At 69.2% G+C, this 25,820-nt stretch carries 21 protein-coding genes, 2 pseudogenes and 1 riboswitch; of the genes and pseudogenes, 6 read left to right on the plus strand and 17 right to left on the minus strand.

Annotated features, from left to right (window positions below; translation table 11 throughout):
- Window position 1 precedes the first annotated feature (1 nt).
- From ACQEV2_RS11205 to ACQEV2_RS11220, 4 genes are all read right to left on the minus strand, one after another.
- The gene (locus tag ACQEV2_RS11205; RefSeq protein WP_433039183.1) at window positions 2–1,015 is read right to left on the minus strand and encodes an NlpC/P60 family protein; all 1,014 of its coding nucleotides are present in this window, start codon (window positions 1,013–1,015) and stop codon (window positions 2–4) included.
- 231 nt (window positions 1,016–1,246) lie between these two features.
- Entirely contained in the window at window positions 1,247–2,281 is a 1,035-nt protein-coding gene (locus tag ACQEV2_RS11210; protein ID WP_433054357.1) for an NlpC/P60 family protein, read from the minus strand.
- Window positions 2,282–2,492: 211 nt separating this feature from the next.
- A complete protein-coding gene (locus ACQEV2_RS11215) occupies window positions 2,493–3,836 on the minus strand; it encodes an NYN domain-containing protein (protein ID WP_433039185.1) in 1,344 nt (447 codons plus the stop codon).
- A gap of 64 nt (window positions 3,837–3,900) precedes the next feature.
- Window positions 3,901–4,140, minus strand: a complete 240-nt coding sequence (locus tag ACQEV2_RS11220) for a hypothetical protein (RefSeq protein WP_062702813.1) — start codon at window positions 4,138–4,140, stop codon at window positions 3,901–3,903.
- Window positions 4,141–4,307: 167 nt separating this feature from the next.
- On the opposite strand from ACQEV2_RS11220, the pseudogene ACQEV2_RS11225 reads away from it, so the two are divergent.
- Window positions 4,308–5,135 (plus strand): annotated as a pseudogene (locus ACQEV2_RS11225) (rhomboid family intramembrane serine protease).
- Window positions 5,132–5,413: an Lrp/AsnC family transcriptional regulator gene (locus tag ACQEV2_RS11230; protein ID WP_391682670.1), complete on the plus strand. Its 282-nt coding sequence runs from the start codon at window positions 5,132–5,134 to the stop codon at window positions 5,411–5,413. Before ACQEV2_RS11225 ends, ACQEV2_RS11230 begins: the two are co-directional and overlap by 4 nt.
- Here the strand turns inward: ACQEV2_RS11230 and ACQEV2_RS11235 are convergent, their stop codons facing one another.
- The 7 genes from ACQEV2_RS11235 to ctaE all read right to left on the minus strand — a co-directional run bounded on the left by ACQEV2_RS11235 (window position 5,414) and on the right by ctaE (window position 14,905).
- Window positions 5,414–7,564: a protein kinase domain-containing protein gene (locus ACQEV2_RS11235; RefSeq protein ID WP_433039188.1), complete on the minus strand. Its 2,151-nt coding sequence runs from the start codon at window positions 7,562–7,564 to the stop codon at window positions 5,414–5,416.
- A gap of 76 nt (window positions 7,565–7,640) precedes the next feature.
- A complete protein-coding gene (locus tag ACQEV2_RS11240) occupies window positions 7,641–9,002 on the minus strand; it encodes an aminotransferase class V-fold PLP-dependent enzyme (protein WP_433039191.1) in 1,362 nt (453 codons plus the stop codon).
- Window positions 9,003–9,191: 189 nt separating this feature from the next.
- A riboswitch (SAM riboswitch) is annotated at window positions 9,192–9,308 on the minus strand.
- Between the two features lie 71 nt (window positions 9,309–9,379).
- Window positions 9,380–10,444: an anthranilate phosphoribosyltransferase gene (trpD, locus tag ACQEV2_RS11245; protein WP_433039193.1), complete on the minus strand. Its 1,065-nt coding sequence runs from the start codon at window positions 10,442–10,444 to the stop codon at window positions 9,380–9,382.
- A 268-nt stretch (window positions 10,445–10,712) separates the two neighbouring features.
- Window positions 10,713–12,350: a cytochrome bc1 complex cytochrome b subunit gene (gene qcrB / locus ACQEV2_RS11250; protein WP_433039195.1), complete on the minus strand. Its 1,638-nt coding sequence runs from the start codon at window positions 12,348–12,350 to the stop codon at window positions 10,713–10,715.
- Entirely contained in the window at window positions 12,347–13,396 is a 1,050-nt protein-coding gene (qcrA, locus tag ACQEV2_RS11255) for a cytochrome bc1 complex Rieske iron-sulfur subunit (protein WP_433039197.1), read from the minus strand. The genes qcrB and qcrA overlap by 4 nt, the downstream gene beginning before the upstream one ends.
- The gene (gene qcrC / locus ACQEV2_RS11260) at window positions 13,393–14,205 is read right to left on the minus strand and encodes a cytochrome bc1 complex diheme cytochrome c subunit (protein WP_433039199.1); all 813 of its coding nucleotides are present in this window, start codon (window positions 14,203–14,205) and stop codon (window positions 13,393–13,395) included. The genes qcrA and qcrC overlap by 4 nt, the downstream gene beginning before the upstream one ends.
- Window positions 14,206–14,284: 79 nt before the next feature.
- Entirely contained in the window at window positions 14,285–14,905 is a 621-nt protein-coding gene (gene ctaE, locus ACQEV2_RS11265) for an aa3-type cytochrome oxidase subunit III (protein ID WP_398821717.1), read from the minus strand.
- Between the two features lie 145 nt (window positions 14,906–15,050).
- Here ctaE and ACQEV2_RS11270 point away from each other — a divergent pair, with 145 nt between their 5' ends.
- Complete coding sequence (locus ACQEV2_RS11270) at window positions 15,051–15,452, plus strand: hypothetical protein (protein WP_433039200.1); 402 nt, start codon at window positions 15,051–15,053, stop codon at window positions 15,450–15,452.
- 95 nt (window positions 15,453–15,547) lie between these two features.
- On the opposite strand, the gene ACQEV2_RS11275 is transcribed toward ACQEV2_RS11270, so the two are convergent.
- From ACQEV2_RS11275 to ctaC, 4 genes are all read right to left on the minus strand, one after another.
- Entirely contained in the window at window positions 15,548–16,813 is a 1,266-nt protein-coding gene (locus tag ACQEV2_RS11275; RefSeq protein ID WP_433039201.1) for an Ig-like domain-containing protein, read from the minus strand.
- Window positions 16,814–16,944: 131 nt separating this feature from the next.
- Entirely contained in the window at window positions 16,945–17,343 is a 399-nt protein-coding gene (locus ACQEV2_RS11280; protein ID WP_433039202.1) for a cytochrome c oxidase subunit 4, read from the minus strand.
- Window positions 17,340–19,082: an aa3-type cytochrome oxidase subunit I gene (gene ctaD, locus ACQEV2_RS11285; RefSeq protein WP_433039203.1), complete on the minus strand. Its 1,743-nt coding sequence runs from the start codon at window positions 19,080–19,082 to the stop codon at window positions 17,340–17,342. Before ctaD ends, ACQEV2_RS11280 begins: the two co-directional genes overlap by 4 nt.
- The gene (ctaC, locus tag ACQEV2_RS11290) at window positions 19,079–20,044 is read right to left on the minus strand and encodes an aa3-type cytochrome oxidase subunit II (protein ID WP_433039204.1); all 966 of its coding nucleotides are present in this window, start codon (window positions 20,042–20,044) and stop codon (window positions 19,079–19,081) included. Before ctaC ends, ctaD begins: the two co-directional genes overlap by 4 nt.
- A 290-nt stretch (window positions 20,045–20,334) precedes the next feature.
- Between ctaC and ACQEV2_RS11295 the strand changes: the two genes are divergently transcribed.
- Window positions 20,335–21,714: a cysteine desulfurase/sulfurtransferase TusA family protein gene (locus tag ACQEV2_RS11295; RefSeq protein WP_433039205.1), complete on the plus strand. Its 1,380-nt coding sequence runs from the start codon at window positions 20,335–20,337 to the stop codon at window positions 21,712–21,714.
- A 108-nt stretch (window positions 21,715–21,822) separates the two neighbouring features.
- On the opposite strand, the gene ACQEV2_RS11300 is transcribed toward ACQEV2_RS11295, so the two are convergent.
- Complete coding sequence (locus ACQEV2_RS11300) at window positions 21,823–22,797, minus strand: carbohydrate kinase family protein (protein ID WP_433039206.1); 975 nt, start codon at window positions 22,795–22,797, stop codon at window positions 21,823–21,825.
- 131 nt (window positions 22,798–22,928) lie between these two features.
- Here ACQEV2_RS11300 and ACQEV2_RS11305 point away from each other — a divergent pair, with 131 nt between their 5' ends.
- Both ACQEV2_RS11305 and ACQEV2_RS11310 read left to right on the plus strand, forming a co-directional pair.
- A complete protein-coding gene (locus tag ACQEV2_RS11305; RefSeq protein WP_433039207.1) occupies window positions 22,929–23,138 on the plus strand; it encodes a hypothetical protein in 210 nt (69 codons plus the stop codon).
- A 187-nt stretch (window positions 23,139–23,325) separates the two neighbouring features.
- Window positions 23,326–25,148, plus strand: a pseudogene (locus ACQEV2_RS11310) (hypothetical protein).
- Between the two features lie 98 nt (window positions 25,149–25,246).
- Here ACQEV2_RS11310 and ACQEV2_RS11315 read toward each other — a convergent pair.
- Window positions 25,247–25,603: a HesB/IscA family protein gene (locus ACQEV2_RS11315; protein WP_004001854.1), complete on the minus strand. Its 357-nt coding sequence runs from the start codon at window positions 25,601–25,603 to the stop codon at window positions 25,247–25,249.
- Between the last annotated feature and the right edge of the window lie 217 nt (window positions 25,604–25,820).

Consider the following 25,820-nt stretch of genomic DNA (forward strand, 5'->3'; position numbering starts at 1 on the left):
GTCAGACCCGGGTGACCGTAGCCCCCGGGATCATGCCGACCGGGTCGTAGCGCACGGGGGCGCCGGGGTAGGGCGCGTGGATGACCTGGCCGTTGCCGACGTACATGCCGACATGGCTGGCGTCGGAGCGGTAGGTGACCACATCGCCGGGCTGGGCCTCGGAGAGCGGGACCTGCCGGCCGGCGTACCGCTGGCCCTGCGAGGTGCGCGGCAGGGAGACGCCGGCCTGGGCGTACGACCACTGGACCAGGCCCGAACAGTCGAAGCCGTAGGGGCCGTTGGCGCCCCACACGTACGGCCTGCCCAGCGCGGACTGGGCGGCGGCGACGGCGGCCGCAGCGCGGGCCGAGGACGCGACGGCGCTGCCGAAGTCGGGCATGATGTCGCGGCCGGAGCGGGAGGCGCGGGCGTAGGCGGCGCGGTCGCTCTCCGTGAGGGAGTTGAGGAGCCTGCGGGCCTGGGCGAGTTTGCGCTCGACGGTCCGCTTGTGGAGGGCGACGGCCTTGCGGCTCTTCTCCAGCTCGGTGAGCTTCTTGGCCGCCTCGGTGCGCTCCTGGGCGAGGACGCGCATGGCGTCCTGGAGGTCCTCCAGCTCCCCGGCCTGGTGGGCGCTGATCCGGGCGATCCGGGCGGCCTTGTCGAGATAGTCGGCCGGGTCGTCGGAGAGCAGCAGGGCGAGGGAGGGGTCGATGCCGCCGGACCGGTACTGGGCACCGGCCAGCAAACCGAGCGCGTCCCGCATGGAGTTGATGTCCTCCTGCTGCCGGGCGATCCGGTCCTGTGCCCTGCCCACCTGGTCACGGAGCTTGTCGGCCCGCTCGTCGGCCTTGTTGTAGGCCTCGGTGGCCTTCTCGGCCTCCTCGTAGAGGCGGTCCACCTTGGCCCGGGTGTCGTCGTGCGGTGCGGCCGTGGCCGGTACGACCCCGAGGGCCGTGGCGGCGGCTGACATGACACAGAGCGCTGCACCGGCGCCACGGTCGAACCCGGCTGGTGCAAGGCGGCGATGGGACCCCACGGGAAGCCGCTCTCCTTCCGCTGGCGGACACGGACTCGTCCCCCGACAGCGGGGGAAACGCGGCAGACAGTAGCTCCGTGCCGGGGTGACGACCAACGACCTCCGCGGGCACACAAAGTGACGCCCCGCCTATGACGCAGGTCATGGGCGGGGCGTGGGGTCAGTCGGGGGTGCCGTAATTCGCTCGTTCGGGCGGCACGTTGTGTTGATCTTGGAGGCGTACGACCGGGGTCAGATGCGGACGCCGAACTGGAACGGCATGTTGTTGATCGACTCGTAGCGGACGACCGTGCCGGTACGCGGGGCGTGCAGGATCTGGCCGTTGCCCGCGTAGAAGCCGACGTGGTGCAGGTCGCCGTAGAAGATGACCAGGTCGCCGACCTTGAGCTCGGACTGGCTGTAGATGCGCGTCCCGTAGCTGGCCTGGGCCTGCGAGGTGCGCGGTATCGAGACGCCGGCCTGGGCGAAGGCCCAGGAGGTCAGGCCCGAGCAGTCGAAGGAGGACGGGCCGGAGGCACCGTAGACGTAGGGCGAGCCGATCTTGCTCTGGGCGGCCTGGAAGGCGGCCATGGCGCGGCCGGAGGCGGCGCCGGTGTTGCCGAGGTCCACGCGCTCGGCGGAGGAACGGCTGGCGCGCTCCTCCTCGGCGGCCATGGCGGCCTTCTCCGCGGCCGTGAGCGTGTTGAGCAGCTTCTGCGCCTCGGCGAGCTTGGCCTGGACTTCCTTCTTCTTCTTGCCCAGTTGGTCGCGGGTGGAGGAGAGGTCCTTGAGCTTGTCGGCGGCCTCGGCGCGCTGCTGGGCGAGCTCGCGCTGCTTGTCCTGGATCTTCTTCAGCTGGTCGACCTGCTGGGCGCTCAGCTGGTCCATGGTGGACGCCTTGTCCAGGTAGTCGTCCGGGTCGGACGACAGGAACAGCTGGACGGAGGAGTCGATGCTGCCCGTGCGGTACTGGGCGGCGGCCGCGAGGCCCATCGCGTCACGCAGCTCGTTGAGCTCTTCCTGGCCGCGGGCGACGTTGTCCTGGATGGTGGAGATCTCCTTCTGGAGCTTCCCCTGCTTCTCCTTGGCCCCGTTGTACTCCTCGGTGGCGTGCTCGGCCTGCTCGTAGAGCTTGTCGACCTTGGCCTTGACCTCGTCCTTGCTCGGCTTCTCGCTGGGGGCCGCGTTGGCGGCCTGAGAACTGATGGCCACGGCAGCAGCGGCAGCGGTGGTCAGCACGGTCACGCGTGCACGGCTCGGCTGCTTGGGTCGACGGTGGGACGCCACGGAGGTGAAACCCTTCTTCTGAGTGATCACCCGCTCGGAGGTTCGGTGGCTGACACTAGTGACCCTCCTGTGATCAGATCAAATCCTCAGAAGAAAATTCTCGTCACGCCATGCATTCTTTGCACACAACTCACATGATGTGACGCCCGTTTGACACTACGTTGCGTGACGGTTCCGTCAATTCGGGCATTGACCCTGCACGTTGGCCTATTCAGGACAGCCGCTTGAGAAGCACCGCAGAAGCCACCGGCCGCGCCCCCGCCCGGGCCACCCCGTCGGCCACCTCGCGGTCGGTGGAGGCGACGATGACCGGCCGGCCCGGCGGCTCGGCGCGCACCAGCTGGCGGATGAGCTCGTCGGCGGTCACGCCCGGCTTGGAGAACAGCACCCGCACCCCGCGCGGCGGCGCGAGCAGCACCGGTGCGGCCAGTTCGGCCCCGTCGAAGACACAGGTCACCTCGGCGCCGGTCTGCGCGGCGAGCTGGGATAGCTGGCCGAGCAGCCTGAGCCGCTGCTTCTCCAGGGGCATCTGGGGATAGCCGGTCTTGGTGACGTTGTAGCCGTCGACCACCAGATGGGCCTGCGGCAGGGCGAGGAGCTGGTCGAGGATCGCGGGGTCGTTCTCGGACAAGGCCCGGGCGGCGATGTCCTTCGGGGTCATGCGGCCCGGTTCGACCGCGTCGACGGTCTCGGCGGGCCGTACGGAGACCGGCGGCAACGCCAGTTCGCGGCGCAGCCCTTGGGTGGCGTCCAGCAGGGTGTCCAGGAGCAGCCGTACGCGCATGTCCTCGACGCTGCGCCCCTCGCGGGCCGCTCTGCGCGTGGCCTCCAGGGCCGACTCTGCCTCCCCGAGCCGCGCCTTGAGCCGCCGGGTCTCGCTCTCGGCCGCGGAGAGCTGGGCCTGTCCCTCGGCGCGCACGGCCTCGATCTCGCCCTGGATCTTGCGCAGGGCGGCCTCGCCGCGCTTGACGTCACTGAGGGCGGAGCGCAGCTTTCGGTGAAGCGATTCGGCTTCCTTCTTGGCCGCGTCCAGTTCGGTGCGCAGCCGCTCGGTCTCGTGCCGGGTGTGCTCCCGGGCGTGGGCGAGCTCCTCGCGCAGCCGCTCCAGCTCGGCGCGGTTCTCCTCGTCGGCGCGCTCGGCGTCGGCCCGCAGGGCCTCCTCGCCGGCCGCGGTGACCAGCTTGACCCAGCCGGTGGGCCGCAGAACATAGGCCGCGGCCGCCACGTCGAGCGGATCCGCGGCCGGAGGCGCCGAGCCTGTGTCGAGAGCGCCGGAGAGCTCCGGCTGGGCCTCTCTGAACTTCTCCCCGATGCGCTGCCGGAACAGCGGATCGGTCTCCAGCGCCGCCGCCATGGCGTTGCCGGCGAACTTGGCCCGACGGTTCGGTGCGAACCGGGCGTACTGCCGCAGCTGCGCGGGCAGTTCACCGACGGTCAGCCCGCCGAAGCCGTCGGACACGATCTGGACGACCTTGCGCCGTACGGCGTCGGGCAGCGGACGGTCGAGCACCTCAGCGGCGCCGTCGCCCGGCCCCCCGCCTTGTGTCTCCACCATCCGTCACACCCCAATGCCTGTGCGGGATCCCCGCGGGGATCACCTGTACAGGGGCCGGCTCCCGTCAGGAGCCGGCGCCCGGCCTGTCCACGAGTTCCACCTTGTCCACGGCGTTGCACCAGCGGCAGCGCACCGACTCGATCGTCTCACTGAGCACCTCGCGCTCCTCGACCTTGGGCTCACCGGCCAGATCGAGGTGGACGTACTCCACGACCTTGGACGAGCGCGTCACGTCGAAGCGCGTGAGGTTGCCGCAGAGGGTGCAACGCCACCGCGTCGTGGCGGTCGGCAGGGGAACCGTCATCGTGACCGTGCTCTTTCCTTCTAGGCCTTCTATTGTCCGTGACGCCCCCGGGCTCCCGGGTGCGTGTGGCTCGTAACCCTACGGCCTGGCGGGTACTCGCCGCCTGTCCGTCTCGGGCGGCGAGGCGGTCTGTGCGCGTGCGTCCCGTTACGTCATGCTCTGTGTTCATGATCGGCAACTGGAGCGTGGCGCATTTCGGGACTCGGTTCGGCAGGGCGGGCCGATCGGGCCGATCGGGCCGGTCCGTCTTCCGGTCGTCGGCGCCGGTGACGTACGGGCTGATCGCCCTGTGCTGTCTGCTCTTCCTGACCGGCCCGGCGGCGGGGCTCAATCCGGCGTACGGCTCCGGCGAGGGGCTGCTCGCCGCTCAGCGGGCCTACTTCCACCGTTGGGGTGTGGTTCCCGCGGAGCTCTTCGAGGGGGCGCCCCGGGCCGTCCTCACCCCTGCCACGGCCCTCTTCGTGCACGGCAGCTGGGTGCACCTGCTCGGCAACATGCTCTTCCTCTACGTCTTCGGCGTGATGACCGAGGAACGGATGGGCCGCGTCCAGTTCACGCTCTTCTACCTGGGCTGCGGCTACCTGGCCCTGCTGGGCTATGCGGCCGCCAACGACGACTCCGGCCAGTCCCTGGTCGGCGCGTCCGGGGCGATCTCCGCGGTCCTGGGCGCGTTCCTGTTCCTCTTCCCCGGGGCGCGCGTCACAAGCCTGCTTCCGTTCCTGCTCTTCCTGCCGCTGCGCTTCCCCGCGTGGGTCGTGCTGCCGTTCTGGGTGGCCCTGCAGTGGGTGGCGGCGGGGCGGGCGGACCAGGGTCCGGGGGTGGCGTATCTGGCGCACCTGGTGGGCTTCGCGGTGGGCTTCGGCTTCGCGTGGGCCCGGTTCGGAAAAGGGAAGGGCGCGTAGCGCGGCCTGGGAAGGGCGGTGGTGGGCGACGGGCGGGCGACTAGAGTGAAGGCCGCCCCTGCTCCGGCCTCCGAGGGAGAGAACCAGCCGTGATCACCGCGATCGTCCTCATCAAGACCAGCGTGGACCGGATTCCCGAGATCGCGGAGCGGATCGCTTCGCTGGAGAGTGTCAGCGAGGTCTTCTCGGTCACCGGGACGTACGACCTGATCGCCATGGTGCGGGTGAAGCAGCACGAGGACCTCGCCGAGGTCATCCCTGGCCGTATCAGCAAGATCCCCGGCGTGGAGGCGACGGACACGCACGTGGCGTTCCGGACGTACTCGCAGCACGACCTGGAGGCGGCGTTCGCGATCGGGCTGGACAGCTAGCTATGCCTTGAGGTCCAGGGCGGTGATGCTCTGGGGTGTGTTGACGTAGAGGCGGGTGCCGTGGGGCGCCGGGGCCACCATGGACTCGGAGGTGTCGACCGGCGCCGACCAGCGGCGCTTGCCGTCCAGTCCGACGGCGTGGACGGCGCTGTCGGTCTGCACATAGATCGTCTCGCCGGCGACGGCCAGTCCGGGGAGCCAGTCCGTGCCGCTCTGGTACGTCCATGCCTCGGAGCCGTCGGCCTTGATCGCCGTAAGAGTGCCCCCGATGTCGACGACACCCAGTGAACCCACCGCGACGCATCCCTCCGCCTCGCCCAGCTCCGCGCTGCTCCAGATCCTGTTGCCGTCCAGGTCGAATCCGTGCAGCCGCGACTCGGTGCCCGACGTGGTCACCAGGGTCCGCCCGCCGACCAGGGTGGGGCTGTTGACGTCGGCCCCGGCGGACACGGTCCAGAGCATGGTTCCGTCGGCGGCGTCCAGGGCCACCAGGCGGTCGGCGTACGTGCCCGCGTAGACCACACCGCCGGCCACCAGCGGGTCGCTGGTGACTCCGGCGGGAGTCGTTCTGCGCCACCGCACACTGCCGTCGGCGGAGTAGGCCCGGATCTCGCCCGCGTCGGTACCCCCCGCCCCCACGACAACGGCGTCACCGGCGAGGACCGGGACGGAGCCGTGCTCTCCGAGGTTCCTGCTCCACAGGAGCCGGCCCTCGAGGTCCACCGCGCAGAGCAGGGACCAGGGGGCTTCCTCGTCTCCGCCATACGTGGTGCAGAAGACCGCGTCCGCGGTGGCGACCGGCGTCGACGCCCCTCCCCCTTGGAGGCTGTTCCGCCACAGCTCCTCGCCCTCGGCGGAAACGGCGCACACGGTGCCGCTGTCGACGGCCGTGTACAGCACGCCGCCGTCCGGCGACACGCCTACACACGGCCCGCCCGCCGCATCCAGCTGCCCGCTCTCGTACCGCCAGGCCACCGTCGGCGCAGGAGCGGAACTACGCTTCGCGGACGGCGACTTCGAGGCGCGGCTGCCGGAGGGCCCGCCACCGGGTTCCCGTGCGAAGAGGAAGCCACTGACACCGGCCCCCGAGGCCAGCAGGCCGCCCGAGGCGATCGCCAGGAGGCGGCGCCGCGATGGCCCGCGCACGGTGGCGGCGGGCTCGGTGCCGCCGGGCTCGGTCGGGACATCCGCCGCCGAAGGCTCACTGACCACCGTGGCCGGGGCGACGTACTCGACGCGGCTCCGGTCCTTCCCGGAGTCCCGGTCAGGCAGCCACCGTTCGTCGCCCTCCGGACTGTCCTCGGTGAAAGCCAGCCAACCCGGGCGGGTGCTGTCCCGCAGTGAGCGCCCGGTGTGGCCCGCTGCCTCGACCAGGGCCCGCGGGGTGGGCCGTTCCTCCGGCTCGGCGCCCAGGCAGGACTCGACGAGCGGCAGCACCCGCTTCGGCACCCCGGTCAGATCGAAGTCCCGGGTCAGGATCCGCAGCAGGATCACCGAGTCCTGCCCCTCGCCGAAGGGCTCACGGCCGCTGGAGGCGTACGCGAGGACCGCGCCCAGCGAGAAGACGTCGCTGGCCGGGCCCACCTCGGCGCCGTTGCGGATCTGCTCCGGCGAGACGTAGCCGACCGAGCCGACGATGGTGCCGGTCCTGGTCAGCGAGGTCGCCTCCAGGGCCCGTACGATCCCGAAGTCGATCACGCGGGGGCCGTCCGGCGCGAGGAGGATGTTGGACGGCTTGAGGTCGCGGTGGACCATGCCCTTGCCGTGGATCGCGTCGAGGGCCTCGCCGAGCGCCGCCGCGAGGGTGAGGACCGCGTCCTCGGGGAGCGGTCCGTGGTCCAGCACCGCGTCCCGCAGGTTCGGCCCTTCGACGAACTCGGTTGCCATCCAGGGACGTTCGGCCTCGGTGTCGGCGTCGACGACACGCGCGGTGTACGTACCGGCGCCGCCGACCGTCCGTGCGGCCCGTACCTCCTGCCGGAAGCGGGCCCGGAACATGCGGTCCTGGGCGTGCTCGGTGCGCACCACCTTGACGGCGAGTCGGAGCCCCGACCGGGACTCGGCCAGATACACCTCGCCCATGCCGCCCGCGCCGAGTCTGCCCACCACCCGGTACGGGCCGATCCGGCGCGGATCCGACTGCCGCAGCACGTGCACGACTCCCCCATCGCTTGATCGCCGACCGGCGGACGGGGAGGATCGTACGACGTACTCCACGGTCACATGCTCAGACCGCGGGGACGCAACGCCCGTCCTCCGTGCGGTAGTTCCACTTCGCGCCGTCCCGTACGAGTTCGCGTACGGCCTTCACGAAACGCTCGACATGTTCGTCCGGCGTACCCGCCCCGAAGCTCACCCGGATCGCGTTGAGGGACTTCTCGCCGGGCGCCGCCTCCGGAGCACCGCACTCGCCCTGTGTCTGCGGGTCGCTGCCCAGCAGCGTCCGGACCAGCGGGTGGGCGCAGAACAGGCCGTCGCGCACCCCGATGCCGTACTCGGCGGAGAGCGCGGCGGCGAAGTGGGAGCTGTTCCAGCCGTCGACGACGAAGGAGATCACGCCGACGCGGGGGGCGTCGTCACCGAAGAGGGAAAGGATCCGGACCTCGGGGACCTCGGCGAGCCCTGCCCGCACCTTCTCGATCAGGTACTGCTCGCGGGCGACCAGGCTGTCGAAGCCCGCCTCGGCGAGGGCCTTGCAGGCGGAGGCGATGGAGTAGGCGCCGATGACGTTCGGGGAGCCGGCCTCGTGGCGGGCGGCGCTCTCGTGCCACTCCACGTCCACTCCCCCGTCCTCGCGCCGGGCGACCTTGCGGCTGGCGCCGCCGCCCGCGAGGTACGGCTCCGCCGCGCGCAGCCAGTCGGCGCGGCCGGCCAGGACACCGGAGCCGAACGGGGCGTACAGCTTGTGGCCGGAGAAGGCGACCCAGTCGACGTCCAGGTCCCGGATGCTCACCGGGTGGTGCGGGGCCAGCTGGGCGGCGTCCAGGACGATCCGCGCGCCGTGCGCGTGGGCGGCGGCCGCGAGCTCGCGTACGGGCCACAGCTCGCCGGTGACGTTCGAGGCGCCGGTGACGCAGACCAGGGCCGGGCCATAGGGGTCGCGGTCGGCGAGGGCGCGCTCCAGCGTCGCGACGGCCTGGCGCGGGGTGCGGGGCGCGTTGAGGTAGGTGACACGGGCGTCGCGCCAGGGCAGCAGGGAGGCGTGGTGCTCGGTCTCGAAGACGAAGACCTGGCAGTCGGCCGGGAGGGCGGCTGCGAGGAGGTTGAGCGAGTCCGTGGTGGAGCGGGTGAAGATCAGCTGGTCGTCGGCCCGGCAGTCGAGGAACTCGGCGACCGTCCTCCGGGCGTTCTCGAACAGGTCGGTGGAGAGCTGCGAGAGGTAGCCGGCACCGCGGTGGACACTGCCGTAGTACGGCGCGTAGGCCGCCACGTCGTCCCAGACGCGCTGGAGGGCGGGCGCGCTGGCGGCGTAGTCGAGCGCGGCGTAGGTGACCTCGCCGCCGGTGACGAGCGGGACGGTGACATCCCGGCCCAGAACGGGCAGCGGGGAGCAAACGGACTGGACGGCGGCAGCGGTGGAGACGGACATGGCTGAACTCCCGTGAAGGCAGACGGAACTCACCACGCGAGCGCGCCACAGCAGGACGGCTCAAGCATGGGAAGGGTGAAAGGGGGATGCGGAGGCGGGGCTCTGCGGCCCTATCGCATTCGCTTGCTCACGGAAGACTCCTCGACGACCCAGGACCCCTGGGCTCACGCTTTCAAAAAGCGCGCGAGGGGTCCGCGCTTGCCGTAGACCTCGCTGCCTACGGCCTGGTCTTCACCCGGGGCACCCCGCCACGGACGGAGGGTTGCCGGACAGTCGGCCGGGGCCTCATGACTGTCACTCATGACCTGGACAGGAACGTACGTGAAGTGATCGCGGTCCCGCAACTCGTGTCCGAATTACGGGACCGCCCTCCCGCGCTATGCGTTGCTGACCGCCACCCAGCGGTCGAGCGTCCGCTTGGCCGCCCCCGAATCGATCGACTCCGCCGCCTTCGCCATCCCGGCCCGGATCTGCTCGGTGAGCGGGGCGTCCGTCGGGTGCAACGCGACCAGTGCGGCAGCCGAGTTCAGCAGTACGGCGTCCCGGACGGGCCCCGTCTCGCCGTTCAGCAGGCGCAGCGCCACGTCGGCGTTGTACGACGCGTCCGCGCCGCGCAGCGCCTCCACCGGCACCAGGTCGATGCCGACGTCGCGCGGGTCGAAGGTCTCCTCGGTCACCTTGCCGTCGCGCACCACCCACACCCGGGACGTGGACGTCGTGGTGAGCTCGTCGAGGCCGTCGTCACCGCGGAACACCAGCGAGGAGTTGCCGCGCTCGGCGAAGACGCCCGCGACGATCGGCGCCATGAGCGGATCCGCCACACCGACCGCCTGGGCCTTCACCTTCGCCGGGTTGGTCAGCGGACCGAGGACGTTGAAGGTGGTCCTGATGCCCAACTGGCCTCGCGCGGCCGCCACATGGCGCAGCGACGGGTGGAACTTCACCGCGAAGCAGAAGGTGATCCCGGCCTCCTCCGCGACCTCCGCCACCCGCTGCGGCGTCAGCTCCAGATTGACGCCGAGCTTCTCCAGCACATCCGAGGCGCCCGATGCCGAGGACGCCGCCCGGTTCCCGTGCTTGACGACCTTGGCACCCGTGCCGGCGATGACGATCGACGACATCGTTGAGATGTTCACCGTCTTCGCGCCGTCGCCGCCCGTACCGACGATGTCGACGGTCGGACCCGACACCTCGATCACGTTCGCGTGCGCGTACATGGTCCGGACGAGACCCGCGATCTCCTCGACGGTCTCTCCCTTGGCCCGCAGCGCCACCACGAACCCGGCGATCTGCGCGTCCGTCGCCTCGCCGCGCATGATCACGTCCATCGCCCACGCGGTGTCGTCGGCGGTGAGGTTCCGGCCGTCCAGCAAGCCGTTCAGCAGCAGGGGCCAGGAACGGCCCGCCGCGGTGTCGCCTCCAGCGGGGGTCACAGCGCTCATAAGCCGCTCCTGGGTCAGATGGTGTCCCGCACTACGGGACGCGAGTCTCAACGGGTCCACCCTATCCAGCCCGGGGGCACGAAGAAGGGCCCCGTCCGAACACCGGACGGGGCCCTTCAACCGTGGCGTGGCTGAGCAGTCCTGGCAAGGTCGCGGTTCGACCGCGCCCCTTCAGGGGCGCGGGGAACTGCGCGACCAGCCACGACGGAGCCGCAGACGACAACCAACACGACGCGGCACTACCAAACGCGGCACTACCAGCGGAGCGTCAGTGGTGGCCGTGGCCGCTCGTGATCTCCTTGTACTCCTCGACGGTCGGCTTGGGAATCTGGCCGTCCTCGCCGAAGTACGCCTTGCTGAGCTTGGCGCGCAGCTTCTCGGAGCCCTTCACCTTGCGCTCGACGCCGTTCTCGTCGACCGTCGGGCCGATCTCGAGCGGCTTGTACTGCTCGTGCGCGGTGAGGGTGTGCAGCGCGTCCTGGCTGAGCGGCTCGTGGATCTCGATGAACTCACCGTGCGGCAGGCGCTTGATGATGCCCGACTCGCGGCCGTGCAGCACCTTGTCCTTGTCCCGGCGCTGCAGGCCGAGGCAGATCCGCCTGGTGATGATGAACGCGAGGACCGGCCCGGCGAAGAACCCGATCCGGACGAACCAGGTGACCGCGTTGATCGACAGGTGGAAGTGGGTGGCCCACAGGTCGTTGCCACCGCCGACCAGGCCGATCATGTACACGGTGATCCAGGCGACACCGAACGCGGTACGCGTCGGGGCGTTGCGCGGACGGTCCAGGATGTGGTGCTCGCGCTTGTCGCCGGTGACCCAGGACTCGATGAACGGGTAGACGGCGATCGCCATCAGGACCACACCGAAGAGCACCAGCGGGATGAACACGCCCAGGACCAGCGTGTGGCCCCAGAGGTTGATCTCCCAGCCCGGCATGTAGCGGACCAGACCCTCGGCGAAGCCCATGTACCAGTCGGGCTGGGCGCCGGTGGACACCTGGTCCGGACGGTAGGGGCCCATCGCCCAGATCGGGTTGATCTGCGCGACCGCCGCGATGGCCGCGATGACACCGAAGACCAGGAAGAAGAAGCCTCCGGCCTTGGCCATGTAGACCGGCAGCAGCGGCATACCGACGACGTTCTTGTTGTTCTTGCCGGGGCCCGCGAACTGCGTGTGCTTGTGGTAGAAGACCAGGATCAGGTGGCCGACCACCAGGCCGAGCATGATGCCCGGCAGCAGCAGGATGTGGATCGAGTAGAAGCGGGCCACGAAGTCGACGCCCGGGAACTCGCCGCCGAAGAGGAAGAACGAGATGTACGTGCCGACGATCGGCATGGACAGGATCGCGCCCTCGGTGAAACGCACACCCGTACCGGAGAGCAGGTCGTCCGGGAGCGAGTAGCCGGTGAAACCGGTGAACATGCCCAGGACGAACAGCAGGAAGCCGAACAGCCAGTTGATCTCACGCGGCTTGCGGAACGCGCCGGTGAAGAACACGCGCATCATGTGCACGAACATGCCGGCGAGGAAGATCAGCGCCGCCCAGTGGTGGATCTGCCGGATGAGCAGACCACCGCGCACGTCGAAGGAGATGTGCAGGGTCGAGCTGAACGCCTCGCTCATCAGCTGTCCCTGCAGCGGGACGTAGCTGCCGTGGTACTCCACCTCGTTCATCGACGGGTGGAAGAACAGCGTCAGGTACACACCCGTGAGGATGATGATGATGAAGCTGTAGAGGCAGACCTCACCCAACATGAACGACCAGTGGTCGGGGAAGATCTTGCGCATGTTGGCCTTGGCCAGGGAGTAGATCCCCAGCCGGCCGTCGGCCCAGTCGGCGACGCGCTCGCCGGCCGGTGCCTTCCCGCGAGAGCGGGACTCGGGGGTCGTCGTAGTGCTCATCCGCGCTCCCAGAAAGCAGGACCGACGGGCTCTTCGAAGTCGCCGAGCGCCTCGAGGTAGCCCTCGTCGTTCACGCCGATGCGCAGCTGCGGCAGGGCGTGACCGGCCGGGCCGAAGATCACTCGGGCACCGTCGGACAGGTCGAAGGTGGACTGGTGGCAGGGGCAGAGCACGTGGTGCGTCTGCTGCTCGTACAGGGAGATCGGGCAACCGACGTGGGTGCAGATCTTCGAGTACGCGACGATGCCCTCGTGCGACCACTCGAGCTCGCGCTTGTCCTTGATGTCGTCGGGCTGGAGCCGGACGATCATCAGGGCGGCCTTGGCGATCTCGTTCTGGAACTCGTGGTCGTGCTCCTCCAGGCCCTCCGGCTTGGCGAAGGTGAGGGAGCCGACCGCGACGTCCGAGGGACGCAGCGGCTCGTTGGTGTTCATGTTGACGAGCAGCTTGCCCTTGGACCACAGGGTGTGGCGCAGCTTGGTGCCGGGCAGCGGGCCGAGGTCACGCAGCAGGACGACACCGGAGAGCGGGAAGAGGGCCAGCGCGCCGAACATCGTGTTGCGGATCAGCTTGCGGCGACCCAGCGCGGACTCCTTGGCGCCCTGCTTGAAGTCGGCCATGACCTTGGCCTTGACCTCGGGCGACGCCTCGATCGGGTGCCGGTCGTCGGCGACCTCCACGTCGGACATCAGGGTGCGGGCCCAGTGGACCGCGCCCGCGCCGATGCAGAACAGCGCCGCACCGAGGGTCAGACCCAGCGCGAAGTTCAGCGCGTTGAGGTGACCGATCGGGAAGACGAAGATCGACTTGTCGTGCGGGATCGCGACGTACGAGGCGATGAAGCCGACGGTGGCCAGCATCGACACCGTGAACAGCAGGGCGACCGTACGCTCGGACCGCCTGGCGGCCCGCTCGTCGATGTCCTGGATCCGGTGCTCGTGGGGCGGCAGGCCGGGGTCGGCGAAGGGGTCCTTCTCGTCCGCTACCGCGACGGTGGCGTCCTGCTCAGCGGGCAGGTTCTCTTCTGGAATGTCTTGGCTACTCATGACTTCTTGGCCTTTGCGGTCCGAGCGGCGACCCAGACGGCGACCGCGATCAATGCGCCGAGACCGAAGATCCAGGCGAAGAGGCCCTCGCTGACCGGGCCGAGGCCGCCCAGCTCCAGACCACCCGGGTTGACCGTCTCATCGCTGTTGACCGCGTTCAGGTACGCGATGATGTCCTTCTTGTTCTGCTCCGACAGCGTGGTGTCGGGGAACGACGGCATGTTCTGCGGGCCGGTCTCCATGGCCTCGTAGATGTGCTTCGGGTCGACGCCCTCGAGCGTCGGCGCGTACTTGCCGTGCGTCAGCGCGCCACCCTTGCCGGTGAAGTTGTGGCACTGGGCGCAGTTGTTGCGGAAGAGCTCGCCGCCCTTGGCGATGTCCGCTCCCTCGGCGCTGTACTGCTCCTCGGTCGGGATGGACGGGCCGGCGCCCAGCGAGGCGATGTACGCCGCGAGCTGGTCGATCTCGGCCTGCGAGTAGATGTTCTTCTTCCGCGGGACCTGGGCGCCCTGGGAGGTGGCGGCCGGCATACGGCCCGTCGAGACCTGGAAGTCCACGGCCGCGGCGCCGACGCCCACGAGGCTCGGACCGTCGGAGGTGCCCTGACCGCCGGTTCCGTGGCAGCTGGCGCAGCCGACGGTGTAGAGCTTCTTGCCCTCCTCGATGGTGAGGGACTGGGCGGTTTCCTCGGCCTGCGCCTTGTCCGCGGGAGCGAACACGGCGTACAGCCCCCCCGTGCACGCCAGCGCGAGGAGTAGGACGACGACCGCCGCCAGCGGATGGCGTCGTCGTGCGGAGAGCTTTTTCACGGATTACCCCGGTGTCAGGATCTTCTGCGTCGATGCTTGCGGTAGGTGCGTTGTGGAACGCGCGCGGGATCGGGCCCGGCTACTTGATCATGTAGATCGTGGCGAAGAGGCCGATCCAGACGACATCGACGAAGTGCCAGTAGTAGGACACGACGATCGCGGCGGTCGCCTGTTCGTGGGTGAACCTCCTGGCCGCGTACGTGCGCCCGAGGACGAACAGGAAGGCGATGAGGCCGCCCGTCACGTGCAGGCCGTGGAAGCCGGTGGTCAGGTAGAAGACCGAGCCGTACGGGTCGGACGAGAGCGAGAGGCCCTCGTGCTTGACCAGCTCGGTGTACTCGTACACCTGCCCGCCGATGAAGATCGCACCCATGATGAAGGTGACGATGAACCAGCCCCGGAGCTTCTTGACGTCACCGCGCTCGGCGGCGAACACGCCGAGCTGGCAGGTGAGGGAGGAGAGCACCAGGATCGTGGTGTTCGTCGCCGAGAACGGGAAGTTCAGGAAGTCCGCCTTCTCCTTCCAGAACTCGGGACCCGTCACCGATCGCAGGGTGAAGTACATCGCGAAGAGGGCCGCGAAGAACATCAGCTCGGAACTCAGCCAGATGATGGTTCCGACGCTGGTGAGGTTCGGCCGGTTGACCGACGGGTGCGCGTGACCCTTGTCTACTGTCGTTGCTGTCGCCACGACCGACATTATGTCGGTCGCTTATCCCGCCCTCACTCCGGGGGGTGCCGTTCGGAGTGTCTTCCCCGTTCATACCGGTGTTGACGTGGTGTTCAAGGGAGTAGCATCCGGGCCAACAGGCCTGTCCTTACGACGCTGACGTCACGGAGGAACAATGCAGCCGACCGCCACGGTGCTGGTCTACAGCGACGACTCCAACACCCGCGAGCAGGTGAGGTTGGCGACGGGACGGAGGCCTGCTCCGGATGTGCCTGTGGTGGAGTTCGTGGAGTGTGCGACTCCGGCCGCGGTGCTGCGTGAGCTGGACAAGGGGGGCATCGACGTCTGCGTCCTGGACGGTGAGGCCGTGCCCATGGGGGGCATGGGGATGTGCCGTCAGATCAAGGACGAGGTGTTCAACTGCCCGCCGGTGCTGCTGCTCATCGGGCGGCCGCAGGATGCGTGGCTGGCTACCTGGAGCCGGGCTGAGGCGGCTGTGACGTTGCCTGTGGAGCCGGTGGAGTTCGCGGCGGCGCTGGCTTCTCTGTTGCGGACGAAGAGGCTTCAGAGCGCCTAGGAACTCGGTTCAGCAGATAGTCCGGCGACTGCGGCTCGTGGGGGCTGGTCGCGCAGTTCCCCGCGCCCCTCTGGGTTGGCTGCCGCCCCGGTGGTCTAAATGCTCTGCGGCCTCAGTCTTGCCCGTTCCGACGGGCTCGGGCCGTCAGGCGTGCCGCCCAGTAGGGCGCTGCCGCCTCGCCATTTCTTCCAGTCGAGGTTCCAGTCGCCGAAGCCGTTGCCGAACGGTTCCATCGTGTTGCCGTACGAGTTGATGACCTTGACGATGTCGCCCTCGCGGACGTTGTCGAAGAACCACTCGGCGTTGGCGGTGCTCATGCCGGTGCAGCCGTGGCTGACGTTGGCGTAGCCCTGGGAGCCGACCGACCAGGGGGCGGCGTGGACGTACTCGCCGCTCCAGGTCACGCGGGTGGCGTAGTAGACGGGTAGGTCGTAGGAGTCCGCGGAGCCCTCGGCTATGCCGATGCTGGTGCCGCGCATCCGTACGAAGTACTCCTTGGCCAGGACGACCTTGACGCCGTTGCGGGTCTCGAAGCCGGGCTTGCCCGTCGTGACGGGGATCGACCTGACCTCCTCGCCGTTCCGGTAGAGCGTCAGCTGGTGGGACGCGGCGTCCGTGACGGCTATGACCTGGTCGCCGATGGTGATGGTCAGGGGCTTGACCTTGCCGCCCCAGAGGCGGTCGCTGATCTTGACGCCGTCGAGGTTGCTGCGGGCCCGTATCGTCGCGCCGGTGGGCCAGTACTCCTTGGGGCGGTAGTGGAGTTCCTTGTCGCTCACCCAGTGCCAGGTGCCCTCCACGGCGGGCGTGGAGTCGACCTTGAGGGCCCGTTCGACTATGGCGCGCTGCTTGGTGTCCTTGACGGGCTGGTTCAGCTCGGCCGTGATGGGCTGGCCCACGCCGTACTTGCCCGCCTTCGGGCCGAACTTCACCGTCAGATGCTTCTTGGTGGTCGGCTTGCTGGTGACGAAGGTGAGGACCTTGCGGCCGGGGGCCCCGTCCTCGTCCTCCGTGCTCACGCGCACCGTGTAGCGGGCGTCGGCGGCGAGCGGGGAGGTGCTGTGCCAGCGGGTGCCGTCGGCGGAGAGTTCGCCCGCGACGTAGCGTCCTGCGGCGTCCCTGGCGGTGACGTCCGTTATTCGGCCGTCGGAGTCCTCCGTGGTGACTTCCAGGGGCTTGTCGGGGTCGGCCTTCTTGCCGCCGCCCGAGGGGCCGTTGAAGGCGATCTGGTCCGCCGCGTCGTACGGGTCGGCGGACAGCGGGTTGCCGTCGCTGCTGCAGCTTATGGCGCTCGCGCCGAGCGCTATCACGAGCAGCGAGCAGCCTATGAGGGTGCTCGTGCGCGGTGGTGGGTTGGTCATGGCTTCACGCTAGGAAGCCGCGTCACCCGCGGCGCGCGGGGTGACGCGTTCGGGTGAGGGGGTTTGCTGCAAAAGCAGGAGCCCGGACCCTCCTGACGGAGTGTCCGGGCTCCCTGTGAGCTCAGCTCGTGTTACTGGGTGCGGTTCTCACCGCGGTAGTACTCGAAGACCCAGCCCCAGAGACCGACCAGGATCAGCGGCGCCGAGAAGTACAGCAGCCACCAGCCGACGGCGATCGCCAGGAAGGCGAGGGCGCCGCCGATCGCGAGGGAGAGCGGCTGCCAGCTGTGCGGGCTGAAGAACCCGACCTCGCCGGCGTCGTCCGCGACGTCCGCCTCCTTGTCGTCCTGCGCGCCCACGTCGACCCGCCGGGCGGTGAAGCCCAGGTAGAAGCCGATCATGATGGCCAGGCCGAAGGCCAGGAAGAGCGCGGTGGTACCGGCCGGCTCCTTCGACCACACGCCATAGACGATCGCCATGGCGAGGATGAAGACGCTCAGCCACATGAACATCCGGCCTTGGATCTTCACTTGCCGGCCTCCTTGGCGCCGTTGCCGGCCAGAGCCTTGCCCCCGTGCGGGGCGTTCTCGAGCTCGTCGAGCGCGGCGATCTCAGGGTGGTGCAGGTCGAACGCCGGGGATTCGGAACGGATCCGCGGCAGGGTGAGGAAGTTGTGCCGCGGCGGCGGGCAGGACGTCGCCCACTCCAGCGAGCGGCCGTAGCCCCACGGGTCGTCGACGCCGACCGGCTTGCCGTACTTGGCCGTCTTCCACACGTTGTAGAAGAAGGGCAGCAGCGACGCGCCGAGCACGAACGAGCTGATCGTCGAGATCGTGTTCAGGGCGGTGAAGCCGTCGGCCGCGAGGTAGTCGGCGTAACGACGCGGCATGCCCTCGGCACCCAGCCAGTGCTGGACCAGGAACGTGCCGTGGAAGCCGATGAACAGCGTCCAGAACGTCATCTTGCCGAGGCGCTCGTCGAGCATCTTGCCCGTCCACTTCGGCCACCAGAAGTGGAAGCCGGAGAACATCGCGAAGACGACGGTGCCGAAGACGACGTAGTGGAAGTGCGCCACCACGAAGTACGAGTCGGAGACGTGGAAGTCCATCGGCGGCGAGGCCAGGATGACACCGGTCAGACCACCGAAGGTGAAGGTGATGAGGAAGCCGGTCGCCCACAGCATCGGCGTCTCGAAGGACAGGGAGCCCTTCCACATGGTGCCGATCCAGTTGAAGAACTTCACGCCGGTGGGTACGGCGATGAGGAACGTCATGAAGGCGAAGAACGGCAGCAGCACACCGCCGGTGACGTACATGTGGTGCGCCCACACCGTCACGGACAGACCCGCGATGGCGATGGTCGCCGCGATCAGACCCATGTAGCCGAACATCGGCTTGCGGGAGAAGACCGGGATGACCTCACTGATGATGCCGAAGAACGGCAGCGCGATGATGTACACCTCTGGATGGCCGAAGAACCAGAAGAGGTGCTGCCACAGCAGGGCTCCGCCGTTGGCGGAGTCGAAGATGTGCGCGCCGAACTTGCGGTCCGCCTCCAGCGCGAACAGCGCGGCGGCCAGCACCGGGAAGGCGAGCAGGACCAGCACACCGGTCAGCAGCACGTTCCAGGTGAAGATCGGCATGCGGAACATGGTCATGCCGGGGGCGCGCATGCAGATGATCGTGGTGATGAAGTTGACCGAGCCGAGGATGGTGCCGAAGCCGGAGAAGGCCAGGCCCATGATCCACATGTCGGCGCCGATGCCCGGGGAGCGGACCGCGTCCGACAGCGGGCTGTAGGCGAACCAGCCGAAGTCGGCCGCGCCCTGCGGGGTGAGGAAGCCACCCACCGCGATGAGCGAGCCGAACAGGTACAGCCAGTAGGCGAACATGTTCAGCCGGGGGAAGGCCACGTCCGGCGCGCCGATCTGCAGCGGCATGATCCAGTTCGCGAAGCCGGCGAACAGCGGCGTCGCGAACATCAGCAGCATGATCGTGCCGTGCATCGTGAACGCCTGGTTGAACTGCTCGTTCGACATGATCTGCAGGCCCGGACGGGCCAGCTCGGCACGCATCAGCAGCGCCATCACGCCACCGATCACGAAGAACGCGAACGACGTGACGAGGTACAGCGTCCCGATCGTCTTGTGGTCGGTGGTGGTGAGCCACTTGACCACGACGTTGCCGGGTTGCCTGCGCCGGACCGGCAGCTCGTTCTCGTACGAGTCCTCAGCTGCCGCGGCACCCTGGGGTTCGTTGAGGATGCTCACAGGTTGTTCGTCTCCCGGTTCTTCTCGTGGCTCGTCTGCGCGATGCCGGCGGGAACGTAACCGGTCTGCCCCTTCTTGGCGAGGTCCTTGAGGTGCTGCTCGTAGCGCTCGGGGGAGACGACCTTCACGTTGAACAGCATCCGGGAGTGGTCGACGCCGCAGAGTTCGGCGCACTTGCCCAGGAAGGTGCCCTCACGGTTGGGGGTCACCTCGAAGGCGTTGGTGTGGCCCGGGATGACGTCCTGCTTCATCAGGAACGGCACCACCCAGAAGGAGTGGATGACGTCACGCGAGGTGAGGACGAAGCGGACCGTCTTGCCCTTGGGGAGCCACAGGGTCGGGCCCGGGTTGCCCGTCTGCGGATTCCGGGTGCCCGGGGTGCCGCAGTCGTAGACGCCGCCGGCGTTCGCCGGGAAGTCTTCCTTGAACCGGTCCGGGATCGCTTCCAGTTCCTTGGCGGTCTTGGCGTCGCCGGTGGAACCTTCGACGTCCGCGACCATGTTGAAGCACCAGCTCCACTGGAAGCCGACGACGTTGACGGTGACGTCGGGCTTGTCCTTGAGCTCGAGGAGCTTCGACTCGTCGCGGGCCGTGAAGTAGAAGAGCACCGAGACGATGATGAGCGGGACCACGGTGTACAGCGCCTCGATGGGCATGTTGTACCGGGTCTGCGGAGGGACCTCGACCTTGGTGCGGCTACGCCGGTGGAAGATGGCGCTCCAGATGATGAGGCCCCACACCAGCACGCCGACGGCGAGCGCCGCCGCCCAGGAACCCTGCCACAGGGAGAGGATCCGCGGAGCCTCTTCCGTGGTCGGGGTGGGCATACCAAGACGGGGGAAGTCTTCCCAGTTGTACGAGCAACCGGTGGCTGTCGCCAGGACCAGGCCCGCAGTCATTGCCTGCAGCAGCTTCCGCCGCATCGGGCGCCGCGGCGAGCGGTCGGAGCCGTTGGGACTCACGTAGCGCCTTCCCGAGAGTCTCGCCCGCGCGGATTGGCTGCGGCCTGCCTTCTTCTCGCTGGTCGGTCGCCGCCCTGCGTCGGGCAGGGGTTTGGATGTTTATGCGGACCAAACCCTAGCCGACGCTCTCCGAGGGTTCGCGGGGAGGGGTGCCTAGTGGGGTGGGGGGTTCGCTTGATTGGCGGCTGCGGGTTGTTCGGGGCTGGTCGCGCCCCGCGGCGGAGCCGCAAATGTCACGGCCCCGCGCCCCTGAAAGGACGTTGCAGTGACCGGGCGTTTAGCGTTGCTGTGTGGCCTACTTCGATGCTGCTTCCAGTGCTCCTCTGCATCCCGTTGCCCGGCAGGCTCTGCAGGCCTCCCTGGATGAAGGGTGGGCCGATCCTGCCCGTCTCTATCGGGAGGGGCGGCGAGCACGGTTGCTGCTCGATGCGGCGCGGGAGGCGGCTGCCGAGGCCGTGGGGTGTCGGGCGGACGAGTTGACGTTCACATCGTCCGGGACGAGGGCTGTGCACTCAGGCATCGCGGGAGCGCTCGCCGGGCGCCACCGGATCGGACGCCACCTGATCGTGTCTGCTGTCGAACACTCCTCTGTGCTCCATGTGGCTGACGCGCACGAGGCCGCGGGTGGGGCGGTCACTCAGGTTGCGGTGGACCGGGCGGGGATGGTGAGTGTGCGGGCGTACGCGGAGGCGCTGCGGCCGGACACCGCGCTCGCCTGTCTTCAGTCGGCCAACCATGAGGTGGGAACCGAGCAGCCGGTGGCGGAGGTGGCCGGTGTGTGCCGGGAGGCCGGGGTGCCGTTGCTGGTGGATGCGGCGCAGTCGTTGGGGTGGGGGCGGGTCGGGGGTGACTGGTCGCTGCTGACGGCCAGTGCTCACAAGTGGGGCGGGCCCTCGGGGGTCGGACTGCTTGTCGTGCGGAAAGGGGTGCGGTTCGCCGCGCAAGGGCCCGTGGACGAGCGGGAGTCGGGGCGGGCGGCCGGGTTCGAGAACATCCCGGCGATCGTCGCCGCGGCGGCCTCGTTGCGTGCCGTGCGGGCCGAGGCGGCCCAAGAGGCGGTACGGCTGCGGGAGCTGACGGAGCGGATCCGGGCCCGGGTGCCGCGGCTGGTGCCGGATGTGGAGGTGGTCGGCGATCCGGTGCGGCGCCTCCCCGGCATCGTCACCTTCTCCTGTCTCTATGTCGACGGGGAGACATTGCTGCACGAACTGGACCGTGCCGGGTTCTCGGTGTCGTCCGGCTCGTCCTGCACGAGCAGCACGCTGATGCCCAGCCATGTGCTGAAGGCGATGGGGGTGCTGAGCGAGGGGAACGTGCGGGTGTCCCTGCCGTTCGGGACGGCGGAAGAGGACGTCGAGCGGTTCCTGGAGGTGCTGCCGGCAGCCGTGGCGGGGGTGCGGGAGAAACTGGGGGCGCCGACCGGCGGGACGGTCGTGGACGAGGAGGACGTCCTGGTCGTGGACTCCCTCGGCAAGCGGTGCCCGATCCCGGTCATCGAGCTGGCGAAGGTCATCGGGAACGTGCCCGTGGGCGGCACCGTCCGCGTCCTGTCGGACGACGAGGCGGCCCGCCTGGACATCCCGGCGTGGTGCGAGATGCGGGGGCAGGAGTACGTGGGCGAGAAGCCGGCGGAGCGAGGTTCGGCGTATGTGGTGCGCAGGTTGGGTTGATCAGACGCTGCGAAGCAGCGCTGATCAGGGGCGCGGGGAACTGCGCGACCAGCCCCCACGCACCTGCACACGACAACGCTCATGCCAAGGCAGATGAGTAGTCGCCCCTCAGCCCAGGTGGGCCTGGACCTCCTCAGCGGCAGCGTCCCCGTACGCCTTGCTGAACCGCTCCATGAAGTGAGCCCGCCGCAACTGGTACTCCTGCGTCCCCACCGTCTCGATGACAAGCGTCGCCAGCATGCACCCGACCTGCGCGGCCCGCTCCAGCGAGACCCCCCACGCCAGTCCCGACAGGAACCCGGCCCGGAAGGCGTCGCCGACACCCGTGGGGTCGGCCTTGCGCTCCTCCTCGGGGCAGCCGACCTCGATCGGGTCCTCTCCCGCGCGTTCGATCCGTACGCCCCGTGACCCGAGGGTCGTGACGCGGTGGCCGACCTTGGAGAGGATCTCCTCGTCGGTCCAGCCGGTCTTGGACTCGATGAGCCCCTTCTCGTACTCGTTCGAGAAGAGGTACGTCGCCCCGTCCAGCAGTATCCGGATCTCGTCGCCGTTCATCCGGGCGATCTGCTGGGAGAAGTCGGCGGCGAACGGGATCGAGCGGGAGCGGCACTCCTCGGTGTGGCGGAGCATCGCCTCGGGGTCGTCGGCGCCGATGAGGACCAGGTCGAGGCCGCCGACGCGGTCCCCGACGGTCTTCAGCTCGATCAGGCGGGCCTCGCTCATCGCACCGGTGTAGAAGGAGCCGATCTGGTTGTGGTCGGCGTCGGTGGTGCAGACGAAGCGAGCGGTGTGCAGGGTCTCGGAGATGCGGACCGAGCCGGTGTCGACGCCGTGCCGGTCCAGCCAGGCCCGGTACTCGTCGAAGTCGGAGCCCGCGGCGCCGACCAGGATCGGCTTCGTGCCCAGCTGACCCATGCCGAAGGCGATGTTCGCGCCTACGCCGCCCCGGCGTACGTCCAGGTTGTCGACCAGGAAGGACAGCGAGACCGTGTGCAGCTGGTCCGCGACGAACTGGTCGGCGAAGCGGCCGGGGAAGGTCATGAGGTGGTCGGTGGCGATGGAGCCGGTGACTGCGATGCGCACGGCGTGGAGTCTCCTGCGGGGAGGTTTGATTGACAGTCCACGCTACCGTTCGTGACCGGGACTCTGAAGCGGCCAAAAATACCTGATAGTAGATCTTTCTTCGCGGGCTCGAGCGTGCATACGGTGCCTCCATGACGAAAATCGAGGTCCACGCCCCCGTTCCGGCCGACCTGGAGGTCGACCTGGCGTCGCTGCTCGGTGACTGCGCGCGGATGGCTCCCCACTGGACCGTTCCCGACCGCGTCCTTTCCCGTCCGGTCTCCCCGTCACTCATCCATGGCGTGACCGTGCCGCCCAAGTCGGCGCGACTGCTGGACGCGATGTCGGACTACGGCGACTGATCGGGCTACGCGGGCTGATCGAACTTCGCCGAGCGAATCGGCGCCTTTCTGGGAACCGCGCGCTCCCCCGCTGCGTCCCATCGCTGTCCCCCGTAAGGGGGATGCGGGATACGACCCCGTGGGCCGACCTTTTTGGCAGGGTCCGGTCAGGGGCATGGGACATGTGCGCAGCCGAAGGAGCGATGCGGTGAACACCGAGCGACCCGAGAACGACGACACGGGCGCCGACGGCTCCGCCGAGGAGCAGGGCGTCCGGGAGGAGAAGGGCGCCCGGGAGGAGAAGGGCGCCCGGGAGGCAAAGGGCGCCCGGGAGGCAAAGGGCGCCGCGGGTGCCGAGACCTCCGCTGCCGAGGCCTCCGCCGCCGAGGATTCCGCTGTCGTGGAGGACGGCTCCGCCGTTCCCGACGCCGAGGGCGAGCACGAGGCCGAGGCCGCCGAGATCAAGGGCGAGCGCGCTCATGAAGGGGCCGGTCATAAAGAGGCTCCTCACGAAGAGGTCCTTCACGGCGAGGCCGGTCATGAAGAGCCCGGCGTCGGTGATTCCGCCCGGCGCCGCTCCCCCGCGATCATCGCCTCCGTCGCCGCCGCCGTCCTGCTCGTCGGGGCCGGCGGGGCCTACCTCGCCGCGAACGCGTCCGGGGGGTCGGACGACGGTACGACGTCGGCGGCGCCCGGCGACGACACTCCCCCGCCGCTCCACCTCGACGGCTACACCGAGGGCGACAACAACGGCATCGCGCCAGGGGAGCCCAACCCGTACGGCGTCACCTACAAGGCCGACGGGGACCTCCCGGACGGGCCCGGCTCGGCGCCGGTGTACCGGGCCGGGGGCGAGGTCGGCGCGGCCGAGGTGGCCCGGCTGGCCGAGGCGCTCGGGTGGACGGGACGCCGGTGGCGCAGGGGCAGACCTGGAGGGTCGGGGCGAAGGACGGGGCGGGGCCCAGTCTGCAGGTGAACAAGCAGGCTCCGGGAACCTGGACGTACTACCGGTACACACCTGGCACCGATGCCTGCCAGAGCACGACCGTCTGCGCGAAGAAGCCCGCCGACCAGGCCGGTGACCCGGTGAGCGAGGAGGCCGCGAAGAAGGCCGCCGCACCGGTTCTCAAGGCGGTGGGTCAGGATGACGCGAAGCTCGACGCGAGCCAGCTCATGGGCGCCCAGCGGGTGGTGAACGCCGATCCGGTGGTCGGCGGGCTGCCCACGTACGGCTGGACGACCGGGGTGACGGTGAGCGCCCAGGGTGAGGTGGTCGGCGGAAGCGGCCAGTTGAAGGCGCCGGTGAAGGGGGACACGTACCCCGTGCTGGCTGCGGGGAAGGCGCTCGGGCTGATGAACGCGGCGCCGGCGTCCGGCGGCCGCATGGGCATCGGCGGCTGCGCCAGCCCCGTACCGCTGAAGGACCGTCTTGAGGCGCCCTGCGGTGCGGAGGCGTCCACGGGGGCGCCGTCGAAGGACACCGTCACGGTCGAGAAGGCGGTGTTCGGGCTGGCCTCGCACTACGTGGACGCGCGGCAGGCGCTGGTGCCGTCGTGGCTGTTCCAGGTGCGGACGCCGGGCGCGCAGGACAGCTTCACGGTCACGTATCCGGCGATCGACCCGAAGTACCTGGCCTCGTCCACGCCCTCGGAGGGGCCGACCGAACAGCCGAGCCCGCGGCCGACCGGACCGAAGGACGACGAGCCGACCTCGGCGCCCGTCACGCGGAACGTGACGGCGGACGGCTACACGGCGGAGGGTTCGGAGCTGACCGTCGCCTTCACGGGCGGGGTGTGCGCCGACTACAAGGTGACGGCGAGCGAGAGCGGCGACGAGGTGACGGTCCGGGTGACCGAGACCTCGCAGCCGGACAAGGTCTGCATCCTGATCGCCAAGGTGTTCCACAAGACGGTGCAGCTGGACGAGCCGCTCGGCGACCGCAAGGTCGTGGGCACGGACGGCCGGGCGATCCCGCTGGAGAAGCCCGGGGCGCGGCTCCCGGACGCACCGCAGACGTCCGGGGCCCGGTAAGGGCCCGCGGATACGGAAAGGCGGCGGCCCCGTCGGAGGGGGCCGCCGCCTTTCTGTGTCTTCTCAGCCGGTCTCGGCCGAAGGTGTCGCCGCTGGGCTCAGCTGAAGGAGTCGCCGCAGGCGCAGGAGCCCGTCGCGTTCGGGTTGTCGATCGTGAAGCCCTGCTTCTCGATCGTGTCCACGAAGTCGATGGTGGCGCCGCCCAGGTACGGGGCGCTCATGCGGTCGGTGACGACCTTCACACCGCCGAAGTCCTTCTCCACGTCGCCGTCGAGGGAGCGCTCGTCGAAGAAGAGCTGGTAGCGCAGGCCGGAGCAGCCACCCGGCTGGACGGCCACGCGCAGGGCGAGGTCGTCACGGCCTTCCTGGTCGAGCAGGGCCTTGACCTTGGACGCGGCGGCGTCGGTCAGGACGATGCCGTCGGTGACGGTGCTGGTCTCGTCCGATACGGACATCTACATCTCTCCCGGGTTGTACGGAGACTGCTTGCCGACGAGTGCAACCGGCAAGGCCGCGGATTCATTCCGGGGCCGGGCGCTTGTCTTTCGGTCCTTCTTCATGCTCGCACACGGCGCGCGAAGCGGAAAACGCCTCATTCGGGAATACGCGGGGCCTCACCGGGATTCACGTCACATCGACGCGATGGCCATCGTCAAACTGACGTGAACCGGT

Origin of the sequence: Streptomyces sp. CA-251387, assembly GCF_050936625.1 — a bacterium.
Classification (GTDB): Bacteria; Actinomycetota; Actinomycetes; order Streptomycetales; family Streptomycetaceae; genus Streptomyces.